At 36.1% G+C, this 23018-nt stretch carries 21 protein-coding genes; 2 read left to right on the top strand and 19 right to left on the bottom strand.

Annotated elements, in window-relative coordinates; all coding sequences use genetic code 11:
• Positions 1 to 25 precede the first annotated feature (25 nt).
• The 13 genes from codY to HMPREF2937_RS06810 form a co-directional block, all read right to left on the bottom strand.
• Entirely contained in the window at positions 26 to 799 is a 774-nt protein-coding gene (gene codY / locus HMPREF2937_RS06870) for a GTP-sensing pleiotropic transcriptional regulator CodY (RefSeq protein WP_002480693.1), read from the bottom strand.
• 33 nt (positions 800 to 832) lie between these two features.
• Positions 833 to 2239 (bottom strand): ATP-dependent protease ATPase subunit HslU, encoded by a 1407-nt coding sequence (gene hslU / locus HMPREF2937_RS06865; protein WP_002480692.1) that lies wholly within the window; start codon positions 2237 to 2239, stop codon positions 833 to 835.
• Between the two features lie 78 nt (positions 2240 to 2317).
• A complete protein-coding gene (gene hslV / locus HMPREF2937_RS06860; protein WP_023015696.1) occupies positions 2318 to 2857 on the bottom strand; it encodes an ATP-dependent protease subunit HslV in 540 nt (179 codons plus the stop codon).
• Positions 2858 to 2859: 2 nt separating this feature from the next.
• A complete protein-coding gene (xerC, locus tag HMPREF2937_RS06855; RefSeq protein ID WP_070864278.1) occupies positions 2860 to 3750 on the bottom strand; it encodes a tyrosine recombinase XerC in 891 nt (296 codons plus the stop codon).
• A gap of 121 nt (positions 3751 to 3871) precedes the next feature.
• Positions 3872 to 5179 (bottom strand): FADH(2)-oxidizing methylenetetrahydrofolate--tRNA-(uracil(54)-C(5))-methyltransferase TrmFO, encoded by a 1308-nt coding sequence (trmFO, locus tag HMPREF2937_RS06850; RefSeq protein ID WP_070864277.1) that lies wholly within the window; start codon positions 5177 to 5179, stop codon positions 3872 to 3874.
• An 83-nt stretch (positions 5180 to 5262) separates the two neighbouring features.
• Positions 5263 to 7329 (bottom strand): type I DNA topoisomerase, encoded by a 2067-nt coding sequence (topA, locus tag HMPREF2937_RS06845; protein WP_023015697.1) that lies wholly within the window; start codon positions 7327 to 7329, stop codon positions 5263 to 5265.
• A 142-nt stretch (positions 7330 to 7471) separates the two neighbouring features.
• A complete protein-coding gene (gene dprA / locus HMPREF2937_RS06840) occupies positions 7472 to 8362 on the bottom strand; it encodes a DNA-processing protein DprA (RefSeq protein WP_070864276.1) in 891 nt (296 codons plus the stop codon).
• 220 nt (positions 8363 to 8582) lie between these two features.
• Positions 8583 to 9497, bottom strand: a complete 915-nt coding sequence (sucD, locus tag HMPREF2937_RS06835; RefSeq protein WP_023015699.1) for a succinate--CoA ligase subunit alpha — start codon at positions 9495 to 9497, stop codon at positions 8583 to 8585.
• A 20-nt stretch (positions 9498 to 9517) separates the two neighbouring features.
• On the bottom strand, positions 9518 to 10684 hold the full coding sequence (gene sucC / locus HMPREF2937_RS06830) for an ADP-forming succinate--CoA ligase subunit beta (protein WP_002480685.1): 1167 nt from the start codon (positions 10682 to 10684) through the stop codon (positions 9518 to 9520).
• Between the two features lie 228 nt (positions 10685 to 10912).
• A complete protein-coding gene (locus HMPREF2937_RS06825; protein WP_070847634.1) occupies positions 10913 to 11683 on the bottom strand; it encodes a ribonuclease HII in 771 nt (256 codons plus the stop codon).
• Entirely contained in the window at positions 11683 to 12552 is an 870-nt protein-coding gene (gene ylqF, locus HMPREF2937_RS06820; protein WP_023015701.1) for a ribosome biogenesis GTPase YlqF, read from the bottom strand. The genes HMPREF2937_RS06825 and ylqF overlap by 1 nt, the downstream gene beginning before the upstream one ends.
• Positions 12553 to 12697: 145 nt before the next feature.
• Positions 12698 to 13186 (bottom strand): GyrI-like domain-containing protein, encoded by a 489-nt coding sequence (locus tag HMPREF2937_RS06815; protein ID WP_002480682.1) that lies wholly within the window; start codon positions 13184 to 13186, stop codon positions 12698 to 12700.
• A 133-nt stretch (positions 13187 to 13319) separates the two neighbouring features.
• Positions 13320 to 14174: an ABC transporter substrate-binding protein gene (locus HMPREF2937_RS06810; RefSeq protein ID WP_002480680.1), complete on the bottom strand. Its 855-nt coding sequence runs from the start codon at positions 14172 to 14174 to the stop codon at positions 13320 to 13322.
• Positions 14175 to 14412: 238 nt separating this feature from the next.
• Between HMPREF2937_RS06810 and HMPREF2937_RS06805 the strand changes: the two genes are divergently transcribed.
• Complete coding sequence (locus HMPREF2937_RS06805; RefSeq protein ID WP_070864275.1) at positions 14413 to 17025, top strand: YfhO family protein; 2613 nt, start codon at positions 14413 to 14415, stop codon at positions 17023 to 17025.
• A gap of 192 nt (positions 17026 to 17217) precedes the next feature.
• Positions 17218 to 18849 (top strand): hypothetical protein, encoded by a 1632-nt coding sequence (locus HMPREF2937_RS06800; RefSeq protein WP_070864274.1) that lies wholly within the window; start codon positions 17218 to 17220, stop codon positions 18847 to 18849.
• 56 nt (positions 18850 to 18905) lie between these two features.
• On the opposite strand, the gene HMPREF2937_RS06795 is transcribed toward HMPREF2937_RS06800, so the two are convergent.
• The 6 genes from HMPREF2937_RS06795 to ffh form a co-directional block, all read right to left on the bottom strand.
• A complete protein-coding gene (locus tag HMPREF2937_RS06795) occupies positions 18906 to 19220 on the bottom strand; it encodes a YxeA family protein (protein ID WP_070864273.1) in 315 nt (104 codons plus the stop codon).
• A gap of 179 nt (positions 19221 to 19399) precedes the next feature.
• Positions 19400 to 19750 carry a 50S ribosomal protein L19 gene (rplS, locus tag HMPREF2937_RS06790; protein ID WP_002480676.1) on the bottom strand — a complete coding sequence of 117 codons (351 nt, stop codon included), beginning with the start codon at positions 19748 to 19750 and terminating at the stop codon, positions 19400 to 19402.
• Between the two features lie 105 nt (positions 19751 to 19855).
• Entirely contained in the window at positions 19856 to 20593 is a 738-nt protein-coding gene (gene trmD, locus HMPREF2937_RS06785; protein WP_002480675.1) for a tRNA (guanosine(37)-N1)-methyltransferase TrmD, read from the bottom strand.
• Positions 20590 to 21093, bottom strand: coding sequence for a ribosome maturation factor RimM (gene rimM / locus HMPREF2937_RS06780; RefSeq protein ID WP_002480674.1), 504 nt, complete (start codon positions 21091 to 21093; stop codon positions 20590 to 20592). The genes trmD and rimM overlap by 4 nt, the downstream gene beginning before the upstream one ends.
• Before the next feature lie 112 nt (positions 21094 to 21205).
• On the bottom strand, positions 21206 to 21484 hold the full coding sequence (gene rpsP, locus HMPREF2937_RS06775) for a 30S ribosomal protein S16 (protein WP_002480673.1): 279 nt from the start codon (positions 21482 to 21484) through the stop codon (positions 21206 to 21208).
• 161 nt (positions 21485 to 21645) lie between these two features.
• Positions 21646 to 23013 (bottom strand): signal recognition particle protein, encoded by a 1368-nt coding sequence (ffh, locus tag HMPREF2937_RS06770; protein WP_002480672.1) that lies wholly within the window; start codon positions 23011 to 23013, stop codon positions 21646 to 21648.
• Positions 23014 to 23018: the final 5 nt, after the last annotated feature.

Genomic DNA, 23018 nt, shown 5'->3' with positions numbered 1-23018 from the left:
TTTAAGTTGTCAGCGTTCTATCGTCTTATTTTGTTTTTTCTAATTCGTCTAAGAATTGTTCTTTTTTAACTTTGATGAAAGTACCTTTCATACCAAGTGAACGTGACTCGATAACACCAGCACTTTCAAGTTTACGTAATGCATTTACGATAACTGAACGCGTGATGCCGACACGGTCAGCAACTTTAGATGCGATTAATAATCCTTCTTTACCGCCTAATTCTTCAAAGATATGCTCGATTGCTTCTCTTTCTGAGTATGATAAAGAATTGATCGCCATGTTGATTGCTGCTTTATCACGTGCTTCTTGTTCTACTTCACTGTGTTTTTCACGTAAGATTTCCATACCTAATACTGTTGCTGCATATTCACCTAGTACTAAGTCGTTTTCATTAAACTCATCAGATACACGGCCAAGTACTAAAGTACCTAAACGTTCTCCACCACCTAATACTGGGAAGATTGTTGTTTTACTATCAATGAACGCATCTCTGTTTTCTGGAGGGAATACAGATAAATCATCATCGATATCAATGTTTGATTCTGTTTGTTTAACGTCCATTAATTTTTCAGTATATTCACTTGGAATATGGCGGTCTTCCAACATTTGATTGATTCGACTGTTTTTCAACAATTCATTCAAGCTTGCTCCTAAGATTTTACCTCTGCGTGAAACGATAAATACATTAGTTACAGTTACCTCACTAATTTTACGCGCTACGTCTTTAAAATCTACAGCAATTCCTTTATGTTTTTGCAACAGTGTATTCAATTCTCTTGTTTTTGAAAGTAAACTCATTTTTCTTCTCCTTTTGTATTTGTAATTATAAGTTTATAAGATAAATGCACTTAAATCTTTGTTTGTAGAAATAGATTTCAATTTATCGTCAACATATTGTGCTGTTATCTCTACCACCGCATTCGGCATTCCAGGTGCTTCGTATGAAAGATCCTCCAGCATTTTTTCTAAAATCGTATGAAGTCGACGTGCACCGATATTATCAGTGTCTTGGTTAACTTGGAAAGCAATTTCAGCTAAGCGCGTAATCGCTTCGTCTGTGAAGTTAACCGTTACTTCTTCTGTTTGTAATAATGCTTCGTATTGTTTAATCAGTGAAAGTTTTGGTTCTTTAAGAATATTCACGAAATCTTCAACTGATAAACTTTCAAGTTCAACACGAATTGGGAAACGTCCTTGTAATTCAGGAATCAAATCACTTGGTTTTGACACATGGAAAGCACCTGCTCCGATAAAGAGCATGTGTTCAGTGTTGACACTACCATATTTCGTTTGAACGACACTGCCTTCGACAATCGGTAAGATGTCACGTTGTACACCTTGTCTTGATACGTCTTGGCCGCCTGCATGATTATTGCTGGCTACTTTATCAATTTCATCGATAAAGATAATGCCCATTTGTTCTGCTAATTCTAGCGCTTCTTGGTTTGCTGTTTCATGATCGATTAATTCATCTGCATAATCATCAGCTAGAATTTTACGTGCAGTTTTCACTGGAACTTCACGCTCCACTTTTTTCTTAGGCATCAATTGATTCATCATGTCTTGAACTTGTTGGTTTTGGTTTGTACCTAACATTCCCATTGCACCTGGGTCTTGTTCAACTTTGATACGAACTTTTTCTTCTTCTAATTCACCATTTAATAATTGACGGCGAATTTCAGAACGTTTTGTTTTAACGTCTTCTGTTGGCGGTTCTTCATCTTCATCATCTTGGTTGCCAAAGTTCGGCATCATTCCGCCGAATAATGATTCAAAAGGATTACCTGCATTTTGGTTCGCTTTTTTCTTCATACTCGGTACGAGCAATTTAACCAATTTTTCATTCGCTTTTTTAATCGCTTCGTCTTTAACTTGTTCTTTTCTAGCTTCTTTAACAAGTCTGACAGCAACATCAACCAAGTCACGTACCATGCTTTCAACATCACGTCCAACATAGCCTACCTCTGTGAACTTAGTTGCTTCAACTTTAATAAATGGTGCGCCGACGATTTTGGCCATTCTTCTTGCGATTTCAGTTTTACCCACACCAGTTGGACCAATCATCAAAATGTTTTTCGGAACGATTTCTTGTTTTAATTCTTCGTCCAACTGACTTCGGCGATATCTGTTTCTCAAAGCAATGGCTACTTTCTTCTTAGCGTCATCTTGACCGACAATGTATTCATTCAAACGCGATACAATGTCTCTTGGGGTAAGTTTGATTGCGCTAGCATCCATTCGTTGATCAACCTCCAATATATAATTTACCTCTTCCAATGTTTTGGAAAAATAATGTTGTCTTAATTTTCGTTGTACTTATAATTCTTCGACAATAATGTTGTCATTTGTGAAAACACAAATTTCTGAAGCGACTTTCAAACTTGCATAAGCCATATCTTTTGCTGACATGTCTGTATGACGTTTTAAAGCACGTCCAGCACTTAAAGCATAATTGCCGCCTGAACCAATCGCAATTAAATCATCATCAGGTGCGATTACTTCACCTGTACCGCTGACGACTAATATTGCGTTTTTGTCCATTACAATCAGCATTGCTTCAAGTTGTCTCAGCTGTTTATCGCCTCTCCACTCTTGTGCAAGTTCAACTGCAGCACGTTCTAAATTACCGCTGAATTCTTGCAACTTAGTTTCGAATTTTTCGAAAAGTGTAAAAGCATCTGCCACACTACCAGCGAAGCCGGCTAAGACTTTGCCATCATACAGTCTACGAACTTTTCTTGCTGTTTGTTTCATGATGACTTGTTGTCCTAATGTCACTTGACCGTCGCCTGCCATTGCAGCATGACCATTTTGTCTGACCGCAAAGATTGTTGTCGCATGAATTGAATTATTCATTCCTATTTCTCCTTTTTAGCTCGAGGATGTGCATTTAAATAGACTTTGCGCAATTGTTGGTTGGAAACATGCGTATATCGCCCTGTTGTTGAAAGATTGACATGACCAAGCAAAGATTGCACTGTTCTTAAATCCGCACCTTCATTCAACATATGTGTCGCAAAAGTATGTCTCAATTTATGCGGGTGAATATCCGTCACGCCCGATGTGCGTTTCACAATATCATTCAACACATAACGAACGCCCCGTTCAGTAATCGGTCGCCCATTCATATTTACAAGCAAATAATCATGAGACGCTTTTTTGAGCGGAGGAAATTCTGAAAGATAACGTTCAATACTCTCTCTGCACATATTTCCAAAAGGAATAAAGCGTTCTTTATTACCTTTCCCAAGCACTTTCACACCTGGTGAATTTAAATCTAAATCCTCTAACTTAATGTTCACTAATTCTGAAACACGAATGCCCGTACCATATAATAATTCTAAAATGACACGATCACGCATGCCTTTATGTTCATCTTCTTCAACTGTTTCAAATAACGCACTCATTTCTTCTACATAGAAAAAATGAGGCAAATATTGCTCTTTCTTTGGATGCACAAGTTGAACAAAAGGATTTACTACTGTGTCATCTTGCGTCATCCAGTATTCATAAAAAGACCGTAACGTTGAAATTTTACGAGAAACTGTTGTTCTTTTCAAGCCTTTTGAATATAAATAAGATAAATAATTTCTTGCATCCTTATATTCAAAAGATTTTAATTGTAAATGCTCCTGTTCTAAAAAAGAATTAAACTGCATCAAATCGTTGTGATATGATTTCAAAGTATGTTTAGAAAAAAAGCGTTCTACCTTTAACATGTATAAAAAAGAATCTTGGATTTTATTCAATAAAAACCCCTCCATCATTTGCATTGTAGCATATAGACAGAGGGAGCTGCAGTGATTTAAGTCTCGAAACCGCAAACGTTTTCTAAACACAAATCTATTTTATCAAAATATTCATAATTTATCACAATGTTTGCTTAAAGTTTTCTAAGTACGTTAAAGCACGATTCGCTTGTTGCTCATAACGTTCTTTTTTATCTTTAATTCTTTTCTCAAGTGACGGCACTAAACCGAAGTTTGCATTCATCGGTTGGAAGTTCTTATTGTTCTTCGCATGTGAAATATAATATGCCATACTGCCGATCATTGTTTCACGCGGGAAAATCACTTCTGCTTTGCCTTGTAGTTTATGCGCCACATTGATACCAGCCACTAAACCGCTGGCAGCACTTTCCACATAACCTTCTACACCAGTCATTTGACCTGCAAAGTAAACTTGATTATGTCCTTTAAGTTGATATGTTTCACTTAAGACATCCGGTGAGTTGATAAATGTATTACGGTGCATAACGCCATAACGTACAATATCAACATTTTCCAAACCAGGGATTAAACGGATAACTTCTTTTTGTGCACCCCATTTTAAATGTGTCTGGAATCCGACAATATTATAAAGTGTACCTGCTGCGTCATCTTGACGTAATTGAACCACCGCAAATGGACGCTTACCTGTTTTAGGGTCTTCTAATCCTACAGGTTTCATTGGCCCAAATAGTAATGTTTTACGACCACGCTCAGCCATTACTTCAAATGGCATACAGCCTTCGAAATATTTTTCTTTTTCAAATTCGTTCACTGGCGCAACTTCCGCTTCCAACACCGCATCATAAAAACGGTCGAACTCTTCTTCTGTCATCGGACAGTTTAAGTAAGCCGCTTCACCTTTATCATAACGTGACTTCAAGTAGACTTTATCCATATCAATCGTATCTTTTTCGATAATCGGTGCTGCCGCATCATAGAAGTAAAGTTGATCTTCACCTGTAATATCCACAATTTCTTTCGCAAGCCCTTCTGTCGTTAATGGACCTGTCGCAATAATTGTATAACCTTCAGGGATTTTCTCAATTTCTTCATTGATAACTGTAATATTCGGATGTGATTTCAAAGTATCAGTAATATAACCTGCAAAGTCATGTCTATCTACTGCTAACGCACCGCCAGCTGGCACACGTGCATTATCAGCCGCTCTAATAATCAATGAATCTAAGCGACGCATTTCTTCTTTTAACACACCTACCGCATTTGTCAGTGAGTTGCCGCGTAATGAGTTCGAACAAACTAATTCCGCGAATTTATCTGTATGGTGGGCTGGTGTTTGTTTTACTGGACGCATTTCAATTAAATTAACTTTAATACCTCGTTGCGCAAGCTGGTATGCAGCTTCTGAACCAGCTAAACCTGCACCGACCACGTTAACTGTCTCTGTCATAAATAAATCCTCCTCATTCAGATGAAAAGAGGCGAGACGCAAGCAGCGTTGTGCTTTTTGTATCCAACCTCTCAGCTCTTACTTTACTTTTGTACTTCTTCTTTATAATCACAGTTCGAACATACGACTTGACTAGAACGTCCTTTTTTACGAACAACTAAATGATGATCACATTTCGGACAATCTCTGCCGACTGGTTTATCCCATGAGATAAAGTCACATTCTGGATAGTTTGAACAGCCGTAGAAGATTCTGCCTTTCTTCGATTTACGTTCTACCACTTCGCCATCCTTACATTTCGGACATTTCACGCCGATTTCTTTAACGATGGCTTTCGTGTTTCTGCAATCTGGGAAGTTTGAACAAGCCATAAACTTGCCGTAACGTCCCATTTTAATCACCATTGGCGAACCGCATTTTTCGCAATCTTCACCAGCAGGCTCATCTTTAATTTCAATTTTTTCCATTTCTTTTTCAGCACGTTCTACATCGTCTTTGAAGCCATTGTAGAAGTTGCCGACAACATTACGCCAGTTTTCATCGCCTTCAGCGATTTTATCCAGCAATGTTTCCATGTTTACTGTAAATTCAACATCGATGATTTCCGGGAAGTATTCTTTGACTTGCTCATAAACAATTTCACCTAATTCAGTAGGTACGAAACGTTTACTTTCTAACTTCACATAATTACGTTTTTGAATCGTATCAATTGTCGGCGCATACGTAGATGGTCTACCGATTTTCAATTCTTCTAACGTTTTAACTAAACGCGCCTCTGTATATCTTGGAGGTGGTTGTGTGAAGTGTTGAGAAGGTTCGATATCTGTTGCGATTACAGTTTCGCCTTCGTCAATAATCGGCAAGCGTTTGTTTTGTTCTTCTTCTTCATCTTTAGATTCAACGTATAATGTCATGAATCCTTTGAATTTGATTGCTTGACCATTCGCACGGAACTTAATATCACCTTGTTCAACATCCATCGCAACTGTGTCAATTACAGCAGGTGCCATTTGACTTGCGACAAAACGTTCCCAAATCAATTTATATAGACGGTGTTGGTCTTTTGTTAAGAATGATTTCATTTCGTCAGGTGTACGCAGTGTCTTTGTAGGACGAATAGCTTCGTGTGCATCTTGGTCCCCTTGCTTACCTGTTTGTTTACGATGAGATACATATTCTTTACCGTACTTTTCAGTGATAAAGTCTTTTGTTTCTGCTTTCGCATCTGCAGAAATACGTGTAGAGTCAGTACGCATATACGTAATCAAACCAACTGTACCTTGACGTTTAAGGTCAATACCTTCATAAAGTTGTTGTGCAACCATCATAGTCTTTCTTGTTTTGAAGCCTAATTTTCTTGAAGCTTCTTGTTGTAAAGTAGACGTTGTAAATGGATTTGCTGGATTACGTTTCTTCTCTTTACGTGTGACTTTAGTCACTTCAAACTCATTACCATTTAATTGATCTGTAATGAATTTAACGTCTTCATTTTTTTGTAGTTTATACGGTTTGTTTTTATAATGAAGGAATTTCGCTGTAAACGTAGATTTTTTATAACGGAATTTCCCTTCTATTTTCCAGTATTCTTCTGGTTTGAAGTTACGGATTTCATTTTCACGATCAATGACTAAACGTAATGCGACAGATTGAACACGTCCTGCTGAAAGTCCTTTTTTAACTTTTTTCCATAATACCGGAGAAATATTATAACCTACTAATCTGTCTACAATACGACGTGCTTGTTGTGCATCCACTAAATTAATTTCAATACTTCTCGGCGTTTTAAAACTTTCTTTAACTGCATCTTTTGTTATTTCGTTAAATACTACTCGGTTTTTCGCATGTTCATCTAATTTCAAAATGTTTGCTAAGTGCCATGCAATTGCTTCACCTTCACGGTCCGGGTCACTTGCTAGGAAGATTTTCTTTGCTTTTTTAGCATGTCTCTTCAACTCTTGAACGACTGGTCCCTTACCACGAATCGTAATATATTTGGGTTCAAAATCATCTTCAACATCAACGCCCATTTGGCTTCTTGGCAAATCTCTGACATGCCCCATTGAAGCGATAACTTTATATCGTTTCCCTAAATATTTTTCAATTGTTTTAGCTTTTGCAGGCGACTCAACTATGACTAAATTATCTGCCAAAGTAGATCCCCCTCTGCTTCAATAAAATGTTCCTTGTTACAAAGATAAATGATAAACGGTTCATTTTACATTTGTCAATATTTTAATTCACCTGAAAATGAACAGACATCATTTCATTTAAGTCTTTATTTCATTTTTTCAATCAATTTAATGTTTCATAATCTTCCATAATATCTTGCGCACTCAAAACGATTTTCGCGCCTTCTTGTGCGCGTTTTAAATTTCCAATGGTCAATTTTTGAAATAAGCTGCCTGGCAACACATAAACATTTCTGTCTTGTTCTAAAGCTAAATCTACTGTGATTTGTGCGCCGCTTCTTTCTCTAGACTCAGTAATCAGTACGCCTTGCGATAAGCCGCTAATGATACGATTGCGTTCCGGAAATTTATATCTGGCAGGTCTATCTGTGGGGATATATTCTGAGAGGGTTAAACCTGTTTGTTCTATTCGATTTCGTAATGCACGCGTTTCTTTAGGATAATGATGATAATGACCAAATGCTAAAACGCCAATCGTTGCCATATTATAGTGTAAAGCCGCTTCATGTGCAAATGCATCTCCGCCTTTAGCTAAACCTGAAACGATAACGAGCTCATGTAATGCTTCATTCTTAAAGAGGTATTCTAATGCATTTTGTGTATACTTTGTCGCTTCTCTAGAACCGACGACACTTAAATAGTGAGGTGCTTTTAAGCAAGTTCTATTGCCTTTACAAAATAATAATAATGGAGGTGCATAAATGTGTTTAAGTAAGTGAGGATAATCAGGATGAAAAATGGAAATTAAGTAGATGTTTCGAGAGACCAACGATTGATAAATATCATTAGGCTCTATCTGACAATATGTTTGATAATGCAGAAGCATAGTTTTAGAGGCAGTATTTTGTGAAAATTGTCGAAGTTTTGTCATTCTTTCTGGTAAATTTAGTTCAAAATAGTCTGGATACCTGAATAAAAGTGCGTATATTTGCTTTGTGGAGTAACCTGCGTAGCGTAATTTGAGGAGTTCTAAATCTAATTCTTTGAGGTTCAATCGTTCACCTGCTTTCTTGTGGTTTTTTCGTTATTATACGACCTTTTATATAATGGAAACAATACTTTTCTATAAAAAAGCTTATTCAGAGTTTCTACTATTATATATGAAAAATCAAGTTATGTTTCAATGACTATGTGAATACTCAACTTTAACATGAAAAAAGGCACAGACTTGTATCTAAGTACAAATCCATGCCTGGTTTATAAAACGCAGTGAATTACGCGTCTTTTTTAACTGTTAATAACTCTTCATAGATACCTGCTTCTTTAGCTGCTTCAATTAATGTTGAACCAATTTCAGAAGGTGTATCTGCAGTTTTAACACCATTGTCATTCAATGTTTTGATTTTTTCTTTAGCAGTACCTTTACCGCCAGAAATAATCGCACCAGCGTGACCCATACGTTTTCCTGGAGGTGCTGTTTGACCACCAATGAATCCTACAACTGGTTTTGTCATATTTTTACTAATCCATTCAGCCGCTTCTTCCTCAGCAGTACCGCCGATTTCACCGATCATTACGACAGCTTTAGTGTCTTCGTCTTTATTGAATGCATCTAATACATCGATAAAGTTTGTACCGTTGACTGGGTCGCCACCGATACCTACCGCTGTAGTTTGACCAATGCCTTCTTCAGTTAATTGATGCACTGCTTCGTAAGTTAATGTACCTGAACGAGATACAACACCTACGTGGCCTTTTTTGTGGATGTAGCCAGGCATAATACCGATTTTACAATCATCTGGTGAAATAACACCTGGGCAGTTTGGTCCGATTAAACGAGTGTGTTTATCTTCTAAGTAACGTTTAACTTTAACCATGTCTAATACAGGAATGTGTTCTGTAATACAGATTGCTAAATCTAATTCAGCATCAGCACATTCTAAAATTGCGTCTGCTGCGAATGGTGCTGGTACATAAATAACTGATACGTTTGCACCTGTTTCTTTTTTCGCTTCTTCTACAGTGTTGAATACTGGTACACCTTCAACAACTTGACCACCTTTACCAGGAGTTACCCCAGCAACGATTTGAGTACCATATTCAAGCATTTGTTTCGTATGGAAAAGGGCTGTAGACCCAGTGATACCTTGTACAATTACTTTTGTGTTCTTATCTACATATACGCTCATCTTAGTGTCTCATCCTTTCCTTAGACTTCTTTGACAAGTTTGACAATTTTTTGAGCGCCTTCAGCCATAGTTGCTGCTGGCTCAATTGCTAAACCTGAATCTTTTAAGATTTGTTTACCGATTTCAACATTTGTACCTTCAAGACGAACTACTAAAGGTAATGTTAAGTCGACTTCTTTAACTGCTGCTACGATACCTTCTGCGATAACATCACAACGCATGATTCCGCCGAAGATATTAACAAAGATACCTTTAACATGATCATCACCTAAGATGATTTTGAATGCTTCAGTAACTTTTTCTTTCGTAGCGCCGCCGCCTACGTCTAAGAAGTTAGCCGGATTTCCGCCAAAATGATTGATTGTATCCATTGTAGCCATCGCTAAACCTGCACCGTTAACCATGCAGCCGATGTCGCCATCTAAAGCGATGTATGATAAATCATATTTAGAAGCTTCGATTTCTTTTGGATCTTCTTCTTCTAAATCACGTAATTCTAAAATGTCTTTGTGTCTGAATAATGCGTTATCGTCAAAGTTGATTTTCGCATCTAATGCTAAAACATCACCGTCACCAGTTGTAACTAATGGGTTGATTTCAACGATTGATGCATCTTTTTCGATAAATACATTGTATAAAGCGATTAAGAATTTAGCCGCTTTGTTGATTGATTCTTTTGGAATATTAATGTTGAATGCAATACGACGTGCTTGGTATGGTGCTAAACCAACAACAGGATCGATTGTTTCTTTGAAGATTTTTTCTGGCGTTTTAGCCGCTACTTCTTCAATTTCAGTACCGCCTTCTTCAGATGCCATTAACGTTACACGATCTGTTGCACGGTCGATAACGAATCCGACATAATATTCTTTTTGAATATCGCAGCCCTCTTCAATGTATAAACGTTTAACTTCTTTACCTTGTGGACCTGTTTGGTGAGTTACAAGTGTTTTACCTAATAATTCATTAGCGTAAGCTTCCACTTCAGATAATGACTTAGCGATTTTAACACCGCCAGCTTTACCTCTACCCCCAGCGTGGATTTGTGCTTTTACAACATAAACATCAGTGTCTAATTCTTTAGCTTTGTCTACTGCTTCTTCAGCAGTGAATGCTACACGTCCTTCTGGAACTGGAACGCCCATTGAACGAAAGATTTGTTTTCCTTGATACTCGTGGATATTCATTCTCCATCCTCCTGTTTCTTAGGTTAAGTACACTGTTAATTATAGAAAATGTAAGCGCTATTGTAAACTGAAAGCGGCTATTTTTGTCAATTTTGTTAACTTTTAGACTTTATCTCGAATCCTCGTGAAGTGTGATATTGCAACTATTCTAGCTTTTTCCAAATTAATCTGAATATTACACAAGGTTGGAAACAAATATTACAATTTGCACCAACCTTATTTTTAAAACTATTTTGTTGTAAGAGATTTAATTGGTTCAAATGATTTACGATGTTCTGGAATCACACCTAATTTATCAATTCCTGCTAAATGTGCTTTTGTGCCATAACCAACATTATGTTCAAAATCATATCCCGGATGCTGTTTTGCGAGTTCACGCATATAAGCATCACGGTATTCTTTTGCCATGATACTGGCTGCTGCTATGGACACACTTTTTGCGTCACCTTTAATGATAGAAGTTTGTTCAATATCTAACGGTAATTCCATCGCATCAATCAATAAATGCGTCGGTTTGATAGATAAAGCTTCAATCGCACGTATCATCGCCACTTGCGTTGCTTGATAAATATTTAAATCATCGATTTCTTCTGGAGTCGCAATTCCGTAAGCATATGTCGCTTCTGCTTCTAGCGCAGATTTCAGCTGTGCACGTTTAGCAGCTGAAACTTTCTTTGAATCATTTAAGCCATAATATGCATGCCCTTCATTTAATACCACAGCACATGCGACTACTGGCCCAGCTAAAGGTCCTCTGCCGACTTCATCTATACCGCAAATAATCGCCTTATTGTCATGCGCTAAAATATCATTTTCATATAACGACATCTCTTGGTATTGTTCAACAAGTGCCGCTTCCTTTTCTAATTGTCTTTTACGACTTAATAAAGCTTGTTGTACACCTTTTCTTTCATCTTGATGCCATTCAAGTGTTTCCAGTTCAGCTAAAGTTTTTACATCTTTTAACGCTTCTTTAATTGCTTTGATTGACTGTCCCATTATTTAATTTCATCTGCCATCTCTTTATAAATATCAAAACTTTGTGTACCAAGTTTCGCATTTCTAATATCATTAATAATTAATTCAATGACTGATTCATAATCCACTTCATTGCCGCGTTGTAATAGACCACGTCGACGTCCAATCGCATCAAACCATTCAATATTTTCAGCTTCTGCATCTAAATCAACATTATAATGTTTTTGTAATGCTTCAAGCGCGTGTGCTTTATAGAACTCTAAACCAAAAATGGCTACGTCATCTAAGTGTACGATACTATCTTTAATCGCACCTGTTAAACTTAATTTCTTACCAACTATTTGATCTTCGAACTTCGGCCATAAAATCCCTGGTGTATCTAATAATTGCAGTGATTTACCTACTTTAATCCATTGTTGTTGTTTCGTTACACCTGGTGTATTACCTGTTTTCGCAATAGCTTTATTCGCAAGTTTATTAATTAACGTAGATTTACCTACATTTGGAATACCTACAATCATGGCACGGATTGCACGTGGTTTTAACCCTTTCGCTTTATCACGTTCGAACTTTTCTTTTGTCGCTTGTACAGCCGCTTGTTCTACTGATTTCAAGCCTTTACCATGCTTCGCATCTACCGATACTGGGAAATAACCTTTACTTCTGAAATAGTCTTCCCATTTGGCTGTTTCATTTAAATTCGCCATATCTTTTTTATTTAAAATAACCACACGTGGTTTATTTTGAATCACTTCATCAATCATCGGGTTTCTTGAACTGTAAGGAATACGTGCGTCTACTAATTCAAAGACCACATCCACTTTCTTTAACTGTTCGGACACTTCACGTTTAGCTTTCGCCATATGCCCTGGATACCATTGAATAACCATGTTTCATCACCTTTCATTCATCGCTTTACTCTATTTTACATTCTCTCTATTATACTATATTTTGGAAGTCTTGAAAAAATGAAAAAAAGAAACCCAAACAACTGATTAAGTGCTTGAGTTTCTTACATCAATAATTAAATTTATATTAGTTGTTTAATTCTTCTTTCTTTACCACCGGCACATACACTTGTGCTTCATAATCTGATGAAGTCACATCTCCATGTGGATAGAATTCAAAAGCTGGTCCTTCAGCCATGTGATAACCTTCGCTTGCTAGGAACTCAGGGTTAAACACTTTTTGACATACTTGCTGGATTGATTCTGGTACAGGTCCTTTAGCATTTACAACCATATAATCGCCTTGAGGTAAAGCATAAGGATGCAAGCCTGATCCAAATTGATTATCAGAAGTTACCGCAATTAAGTAATTCATCCCTGCTTCTGTAGGTACAATCACTCCTAAGTATCCTTCTAATTGGTGGTTGCTTAATTCAGATAAAGTTTGTTCTTCACCTGATTCATGAAATTTTTGCCATGCTTTGGGTAAATTTTGTTGCGCGTCTTGCATCGTCGCATATTTACTCAAATAACCAATAACCTTTAATTCATTTAAATGCTTTACTTCGTATTCCATATACGCCACTCCCGTCATTTCAATTAAACTTGATTAGTGTTTAATACCCTATATTCTCTATAATATGGCATAAAAAAATACAAGCACCGAAAAAGGTAGATGTTTTCGGTACTTGTATTAATCTCACTTAGACTTATTCTTCGAATTTCGCTAAGTCTTCTGCAATGTGTTCAGACGCTACTAAACCACGTGATTTTGCCCATAATTCACGGTTTACAAAATGAATACGTCCGTTTTTCTTCGCATTGATTGAATTATAAACTTCTGATTGACGTAATTCTTCTAATGCATCTGCATTTTCATCATCAACCATTAAAATTAAACGTTCTGGATTTAATGTTTTTAATTGTTCATCCGTTAATTTAAGATATGGTCCATCTTTATATTCTGGATACGTTTTTGAGTCCGCTTGAGTGATTGCCATTTTGAAGCCAAGACGTTTTAAGAATTGACCAACATAACTGTTCGCATCATGCCCTACAATATGATTATCTGTCACTACTGCAGCCAATGTGCCTAAACTTTTATCTAACGTAATACCCTCTTCGATTTGTTTGATCTTTTGTTCATGCACTGCGACACGTGTTTTCGCTTTTTGTTCTTTTGATACAGCTTTACCGATTAACTCGAATGACTCTAAGTTTTGTTTATAATCGCCATCAAAGCTTTCAAGTAAAATTGTCGGTGCAATTTTTTCTAAATCTCTATAGATTTTGTGATGACGTTCACCGTCAGCAATAATTAATTGTGGTTCCGCTTCTCTTAAAGCATCTAAATCAGGATTGTTTCTATCTCCTAAAGAAACATATTCACCAATCTGTGTTCTGACTGCTTCAAATAAATTCTCTTTATTCCCATCATCAGCAATCGCAGCTGGTTTAATATCTAAAGCTAATAAATCATCTACGAATGAAAATTCTAATGCGGCAACTCTGTCCACATTCTCCGCAACTTGAGTGATGCCTGATTCATTTCTTACTTCAACCATATGATTAAGACCTCCAAATTGATTTGTTATTGATAGTACTCCCATATAATTGTTACCGGTAGTTATATTCCCTATATGTTAGACATTATTCATATTAAGTTAATATGATACTTTACAAAATTTTAATATTATTTGATTTATTTCCCTTTATAATCGCGTTACTGCTAAAATTAAAAAGGGTATATGTAGCATATTACCTAATTCTACATATGCATTTTAATTTCAGGAGAGACAAAAAATGAAATTCACCCTAAAACATAACCTAGTGCGTTTTTTAAAAATTGCTGGTATCGGCACATTAATGATGCTGATTATTTTCTATCCTGCAATCCGCGCTTATACGAAACATCAAATTGTATTCAGTGGTGCAGGCGATGGTTTCAGACAAATGATGCCATTTCAAAAATACTTATATGAACACGTCACACACTTTTCAAGTTTCTACGATATTTCTTTCGGTTTAGGCGGAGATTATATCGCAGATTTAGCTTATTATTATTCAACCTCTCCACTTACCTACTTAAACTTTTTATTTGTGTGGTTAGGCGAACATCTCTTACATATGAATCCAAGCAGTATTGAATTTTGGCCAGGAAACCAATTATTCTTTGCGATTGTCAAAGCTATTTTGACATTTATTGCTGCTTACTATATGATGCGCTATTTTAAATTAAAACGTTATACCGCACTGATCGCTACAATTTTATACACCGCTTCTAATGTCATGATGTATTTCAACTTCACTTGGTCATTTTATGGTGATGTATTGATTTACTTACCGTTGACAATATTAGGTGTAGAAAAGTTATTTAGAGAACGTAAAGCTGCTTTATTGATTATCGGTTTAGGCTTAACACTGATGTCGAACTTTTATTTCAGTTACTATGAAGCTATTATTATCGGTGCTTATTTAATTTATAGAACTATCGCAGTTTATAAAGAGGATATCTTAAACCGCATACAAAAGATTTATATTACAGTGGTAACTATACTACTAAGTTTGATGGTCGCTAGTTTTGGATTTTATACAGGTGTCAGCTCATTCTTGCATAATGATCGTAAACAAAATCCATTATTAGAGTATCCATTTTTTGTAGATTTATTGAACACAGATAAACAAACATTTATATCAGGTTTTCATATTTTATTGTCGATTTTAGTTTTGATTGCCCTACTGCAATTTAAACTATACAAACATTATTTCTATCGTTTATTTGCGATTATGACATGGATTTTCTTATTAGGTTCATTTACCAACCCATTTGATAGTTTCTTTAACGGCTTTTCTATCCCGCAACGCAGATGGGTCTATATGCTAGCAATGAGTGCCGCAATATTGGTTGCTTTGATGATTCAATATTTAGCGGAAATGTCTATCATTTCTTTAATTGCCGCAACAATTCCAGCCGTTTTAGTCTTAATCATTTCATCACGTTATGCTGAAGGCGAATGGCATTGGTGGATCAGCACAGCTGTCATCATCGCAGTATTGGCATTGATATTAATTATCTATAAAGGTCAGATGAAGCATTGGATGAAACTTATGTTAGTCGCATTGATTTTAGTCCAACAATTCTGGCAGTTAAAAGAATATAAAGAAAATATCTTGTCTGAGTATGAAGCAGAAGTAAAACAAGTCACAAATTATGATTACTTCAGTCGCCCGCTAAATAAAAAAATCAAAGCCATTCAAAAAGAAAATCAAGATGATTTAATGCGTATTGATTATATGAGTGTTTATGGTTTAAACTCACCATTCATTTACAACTACAACGGCATCTCGCTTTATTCAAGCATCTTTGATGGTGAAATTCTTAATTATTATGATAATGTGATGCAGATTAATATGCCGATTGATAAAAACAGTACTTATCGTTTATTTAATAACCGAGCTAACTTAATGGCTTTATGGGATGTCACAGACCGCTTCAAAATGGAATCAGATAAAAACATACCATACGGTTTCGAACTAAAAGATAAAATCAAACATGATGATAGAATCTTTGTTCATTCAAAAAATCAAATTGATTATCCAAGTGCACATATTACCAACAAAACATTTAATATGGACCAATTAAAATCACCGTTAGATCGTGAACAAGCCATGTTAGAAGGCGTTGTTTGGGATGATAAAAAAGGTAATTCAACATTCAAAACGAACCCTAACTTACTACCAAAGGCAAAGACAACATTACGCGATGCAAAACAAATAGATCAAAAACATATTCAAGTTCAAAAAAACAATGGCGGTTTAACTATGCAGCTGCCTGAATCCGTTGCGAATAAGTATCAAGATATGTATGTAGAAATGGATGTTGAACGTATCGCACCAGCTTCAGAACACTACGTAAAAATCAATGAATATAAACAAAAACGTAATCGCTTAGACTACAAATACCGACGGTTCGTCAGCCCTGTGACTATGCGTATTAAAGCTTCACCAGAACTGAAGTTACAACTACCAAAAGGTAAATACCGTCTACAGCTTAAAGGTATTTATGGTGAAGATTACAGTACTTTAAATCGTACTAAAGATACTTTAACACCTGTCAAAGTTACTAAGAATAACCGTAACTTACACATTCAAAAACCAAAATCAGCACAAGGTTATATTGTCTTACCTGCTGCCTATAGAAATGGAATGTATGCGTTAATCGATGGTAAGAAACACGAAGTTAAACAAGGTAATGGCATTATGACAGTAATTCCAACTAAGAAAGGTCAAACAGATATTTATTTAAAATATGAACCGCCATTATTAAAACCATTAATCGTCATCACAGGAATTGGTTTAGTGTTGAGCGTGGTCTGGTGCCGTTATCTACTCAGACGAAACAAAACGAAACAATAAAACAAACAGTGTGTATCCTTCTATATTTTGGATACGCACTGTTTTTTTAAATCCCCAACACTATTTTTACCAATGACTTACGCTTTTTTTACTGTCTGTGATTATGCATATACAGCCTATTATCTTCTTACTTATACTATTTTTATATCTCTACTCCATTAACATTCGCCTAGAAAGGTTTGATTACACAACATGAAAGAACGTAACTACCAAAGCACCAATCACGAATATCTGAGTCACATACTTCTAAAATTTAACACGTCACTTTCTACTAAAGCACTTCAAAGTAACTCTATTTCCTATCAGACATTAATGAATCATTTCGATTATCTTCTAAATACTTCTGAAAAAGCATTACTTGAGTCTGTTTTAAATTCCACACTTACGATAATCACACTTTCTAGAATAGACTATTATCAACTCACTCATTTGAAAGCGACATACTATATCATCCCTATTGCTAAAGACCGCTACTACCTCTCACCTGAATTTTTAAATGATTATAACCACTATTGTTTAAATGAAAAATATTCCTCCTTACCTTTGCTTGAAGATTGGGTTCATACAAAAATCGAAACTTTAGCTTCAATAGAAGAAAAGCGTAGATTATATGAAACTATGGATTTTGAAACATGTTTAGCTGATCGTTATAGCACAAAAAATTTAGACTTTATATGTGTGATGGCTAATATTAAAAATTATGATAAACTGACTGATTCTGAAAAGTGTACCTTAATCACCAAAAAAGTGATGAGAGATTATGGCCTATTTGAAAAATTAATTCAAATCGTGCCACCTTTACGTATACTTTTTGCGTATATGGTTTATGAGGATAGAAACAGTTTTGTAGGTGCAGAACTCCCTGGTGAAAATATTGCGGTCTTTATTTTGTTTAGCGACATTGAACTCAGTATGATTTATTTACCTTGTGACTTATTTGAACATTTAAAGTGTTATTTTAGTTTACGTGGTCTGCAGCCTGAAGAAATACTTAAACAGTCGATTGAAGATTTTACAGATCAAGCCTTAGATGAAGACCTTCAACAAGCGTTATTAAAAGATTTGTGCCATAATCGATTATCAGTCGGGGAAGCCAAAAAGGTTCTACCAGCTTTGATGCATAATAAAATCCAGGCAAATATTCTTACTGATTTGAACACTGAAGCTAAAATCAAATTCTTTGAAGCACTTGTAAACTTATACGGTTTTATCCCTATTAAAATAGTGGTCAAACTTTATAATTCATACTTTGAAGCACATGAAACCAGCGCATCTATAAAAGATAAGATAAGCACAGATTATAAAAGTCACATGGTTGCTATCAGCGATAATTATCTTACACATACGACGTTAAAAGAAGCTTATCAAACCCTAAATGCATTATATGAAACTGTCCATTACTATTTACCTTCAACACTTATGGCATTGTTTAAAGCCGCTACTTCAGAGGACTGGATAGAAAATAAGAAATTCGAAGACAGTTTACTGTTTCTGAGAAGTAGCATCAACCTTCAAGGAGAATCCTTTGATATTCCTATATATATGGTTGAAATCGCTATTTTTGAAGATGTCATCCTTCCTAATATCAAAATGGTGCCAAAAGAAGATGACTTGAAGGATGCTGTACAAATGTGGAAAGCACAAGGATTGTATAACAATGTAAAATCGAAACATGTTTTAAAACATGTCAAAATTGTTTATTCTAAAGTGAGACTATGGGCATACAGAGGACATAACCAACGAGAATACAATGAAATCATTCATCAATATCACACACATCAAAAGCCAAGTGCAGATGATTGGAACAGTGACAAATCCATCTAAACTATATAAATAAAAGAATCGCCTTCTCTATTAAAATGGCGATTCTTTTATCGTTCTTATTCTTTTACATCTTTAGGCAATGTATCGAGATAATGGATTTCTTTCACATACTTGCCTTTATGAATAATCACGACATTCTCTTTTTGAGGATCAAAACCATTGAATGTCAGCTTATAAGGCACACGTTCTCCATCTTTTGAGTAAGCTTGAACATTTTCATAGTATTGCGTACCTTTTTCAACCTTCGCATATGATTTTTCTATAGTTAGAAACGGATTGACACGATCTGTGAATTCATTCCTGACAATACTGAATGCGACAACCGCAAAGAATAACAATATCGCAATCGTTACTAAAACCTTCTTTTTCATTTACTTTTACTCCTTCTATGATGATTTTCTTGTTGTACTAGTAAAAATAAGGACTTCATTTTATAGAATGCTTTTATTATACCTAATTTTTCAGAATTTTCATACGACAATTTACATAAAAAAAGACTGTTCCATGATTAGGAACAGTCTTGTCTACTCGTATGTCTATCTGTCTAAGATTAGCGAATTTCTTTAATTCTAGCAGCTTTACCACGTAAGTTACGTAAGTAGTAAAGTTTAGCACGTCTAACTTTACCGCGACGAGTCACTTCGATTTTTTCAATTTTTGGTGTGTGTAATGGGAATGTACGTTCCACACCTACACCAGATGAAATTTTACGAACTGTGAAAGTTTCTGAAACTCCGCCACCGCGACGTTTGATTACGACACCTTCGAAGACTTGGATACGTTCACGAGTACCTTCGACGATACGTACGTGTACACGTACAGTGTCACCGGCACGGAAGTTTGGTAAGTCTGTGCGTAATTGTGATTTAGTAACTGCTTCGATTAATTTGTGATTACTCATTTTATTATTCTCTCCTTCAAACTATGTTCTTGCCTCTACAACAAAATAGCAGCGGATCATAGTGATTTTTCGTGCTTAGCACACTTAAATAATATTAGCACACTGCTATTTGGTTTTCAATTGGTTTTTGTAGTTTTCAAGTATTTTTTCATCTTCTGATGTTAATGGATACTTTGTTAGTAAATCGGGTCTTTTGACAAATGTTCTAATTAATTTTTGTTCATGTCGCCATGCATCAATGTTTGCGTGATTACCTGATAATAAGACGTCTGGTACTTTCATACCTTCAAATTCTCTTGGACGTGTGTATTGCGGAAACTCTAATAAACCATCAGAGAATGAGTCATCTTGATGTGACTGTTGATTGCCGAGTACACCTGGAATCAAGCGTACAATCGCATCTGTCATGCTCATCGCAGGCAATTCTCCACCTGTTAATACATAATCTCCAATTGAGATTTCATCAGTCACTAAATGTTCTCTGATACGTTCATCATAGCCTTCATAATGACCACAAATAAACACTAAGTGTTCTGCTTGGCTCAATTCTTCTGCCACTGCTTGTGAGAAGGGTTTGCCTTGTGGGCACATTAATATCACACGTGTATTTTCTGTCGTCTCAAGGTCTTTCATCGCATTAAAGACAGGTTCTGGTTTCAATACCATACCTTGACCGCCGCCGAATGGATAATCATCAACTTGATTATGTTTATTAACCGCATAATCTCTGAAATTGACGGTGTTCACTGTTAGAATCTCTTTCTCTTGTGCACGCTTTAAAATAGAATGATTTAATACGCCATCAAACATTTCTGGAAACAGCGTTAAATAATCAATTTTCACTCGTCGAACATTCCTTCCAATGGCGTAATTTGAATACGGCGCCCAGAGACATCTACTTCTTGGACAACATCTGCGATATAGGGAATCAAGTACTCTTTATCACCTTGAACGACCCATACATCATTGGCACCTGTTTCAAAAATTTCTTTCACACGACCAATCGGTGTTTCACCATCAAAAACTGTGCAGCCGATAATGTCGGAATAGTAAAACTCATGTTCATCAAGTTCAATTGCTTCATGATCACGCTCTTGTGTCAGAATATCACCTTTAAAGTGCTCCACATCATTAATGTTGTTGATACCTTCAAATGTCAACATATGGAACCCTTTGTGCATACGATAAGAAGCAACTGTTAACGCAATTTCTTCGCCTTTGTGATTCAATGTCAAAACTTCACCAGGTTGAAAGCGTGTGTCTGTAAAATCTGAGTTAGATTTCACACGTACCTCACCTTTTATCCCATGTGTATTTACAATTTTACCGACTTCTACTTTCATGCACATTGCCTCCAATATTTGGTCTCGTGAAAAAAGCTCCAATACTTAACAATAACCCTAAGACAAGTGTATTGTCTCAGGGTTATGAGATTAAAGCAACTTATAGCTTAAATTACTTAGATTGACGTTGGTCGTCGAATTTTTTCAAAATACCTTCTTTAGATAAGATATTGTGAACTGTATCAGTTGGTTTCGCACCGTTAGCTAACCATTTAAGTGCTAACTCTTCGTCGATTTTAACTGTTTGTGACGCATCTTTAGTAACCGGATCATAAGTTCCGATTTGTTCGATGATACGACCATCACGTGGCGCACGAGCATCTGCTGCTACGATACGGTAGAATGGATTTCTTTTTGAGCCTAAACGTGTTAAACGAATTTTAACTGCCATGTATAATTCTCTCCTTTGAGTCTTTGTTTTCTTTTCTACAAGAAATAATAATAACAGGTATCAGAAAGTTTGTAAAGAGGTTTCTCTTTACCAATTTTATTTTTTATCTCTAATACACAGTAAAAGGTGTTGTAAGTCGCTGCTCACAACACCTTTTTCGATTAGAACGGCAAGTTCATGCCTTTCATCATATTTTCAATTTGACTGCGTTTGCCTTTTTTACCTTTGCCTCCGCCAGTAAATTGTTTCATCATTTTCTTCATGTCATTGAATTGTTTCATCAAACGGTTAACTTCTTGAAGTGAACGACCTGATCCTTTTGCGATACGTTTCTTACGAGATACGTTTAAGATTTCTGGTCTTTCACGTTCAGCTAAAGTCATAGATTGGATAATTGCTTTGATATGATCGATTTGTTTATCGCTCATATTCAACTTATCCATACCTTTCATTTTGCCCATACCCGGAATCATTTTCATGATTTCATCTAATGGTCCAAGATTTTTAACTTGGTCTAATTGTTCTAAGAAATCATCTAATGTAAATGAAGCAGTACGCATTTTCTTCTCTAAATCTTTTGCTTTAGATTCATCTACATCTTGTTGAGCTTTCTCGATTAAACTTAACACATCACCCATACCTAAGATACGTGACGCCATACGTTCTGGGTGGAACAATTCTAAACCGTCAAGTTTCTCACTGACACCAATAAATTTAATCGGTTTTTGCGTAACAGAACGGATAGATAAAGCTGCACCGCCTCGAGTGTCACCATCAAGTTTTGTTAAAGTAACACCTGTTACACCTAATTGATCATCAAATGATTGCGCAACGTTGACTGCATCTTGACCAGTCATCGCATCTACAACCAACATAATTTCATTTGGTTTAGACAATTCTTTGACTTCAGCTAATTCGTTCATCAGTTTTTCATCAATATGCAGACGACCTGCTGTATCGATAATCACAAAGTCTAAATGTTCTTCTTTAGCATGTTTTAATGCATTGTCAACGATTTGTTGTGGCTGAACTTGGTCGCCTTCACTATAGACTGGAATGTCTAATTGTTTACCGACTGTTTGAAGTTGGTCAATCGCTGCTGGACGATAGATATCGGCTGCAACCAACAATGGTTTCTTATTGTATTTTTTACGCATTAATAATGCTAATTTACCTGCAGTTGTCGTTTTACCTGCACCTTGCAGACCAACCATCATCACAACTGTCGGCGGTTTATTTGCCATATTAACCGTCGCATTTTCGCCGCCCATTAATTGTGTTAATTCATCTTTAACGATTTTGATAACCTGTTGGCCAGGTGTTAAAGATTGCATGACATCTGAACCTAAAGCACGTTCAGAGACAGTTTTGATAAATGATTTTACCACTTTGAAGTTAACATCGGCTTCAAGCAATGCAAGACGCACTTCACGCATCATTGCTTTAATATCCGCTTCAGTCACTTTCCCTTTTCCTCGGATCTTCTGCATGGTCGCTTGTAAACGATCGGATAATCCTTCAAATGCCATCCAAG

The sequence above is a fragment of the Staphylococcus sp. HMSC061G12 genome (genome assembly GCF_001838465.1).
In the GTDB taxonomy this organism is placed as follows: domain Bacteria; phylum Bacillota; class Bacilli; order Staphylococcales; family Staphylococcaceae; genus Staphylococcus; species Staphylococcus simulans.
The sequence above is the reverse complement of the archived record's forward strand: the minus strand, read 5'-3'. Positions and strand labels throughout refer to the sequence as shown.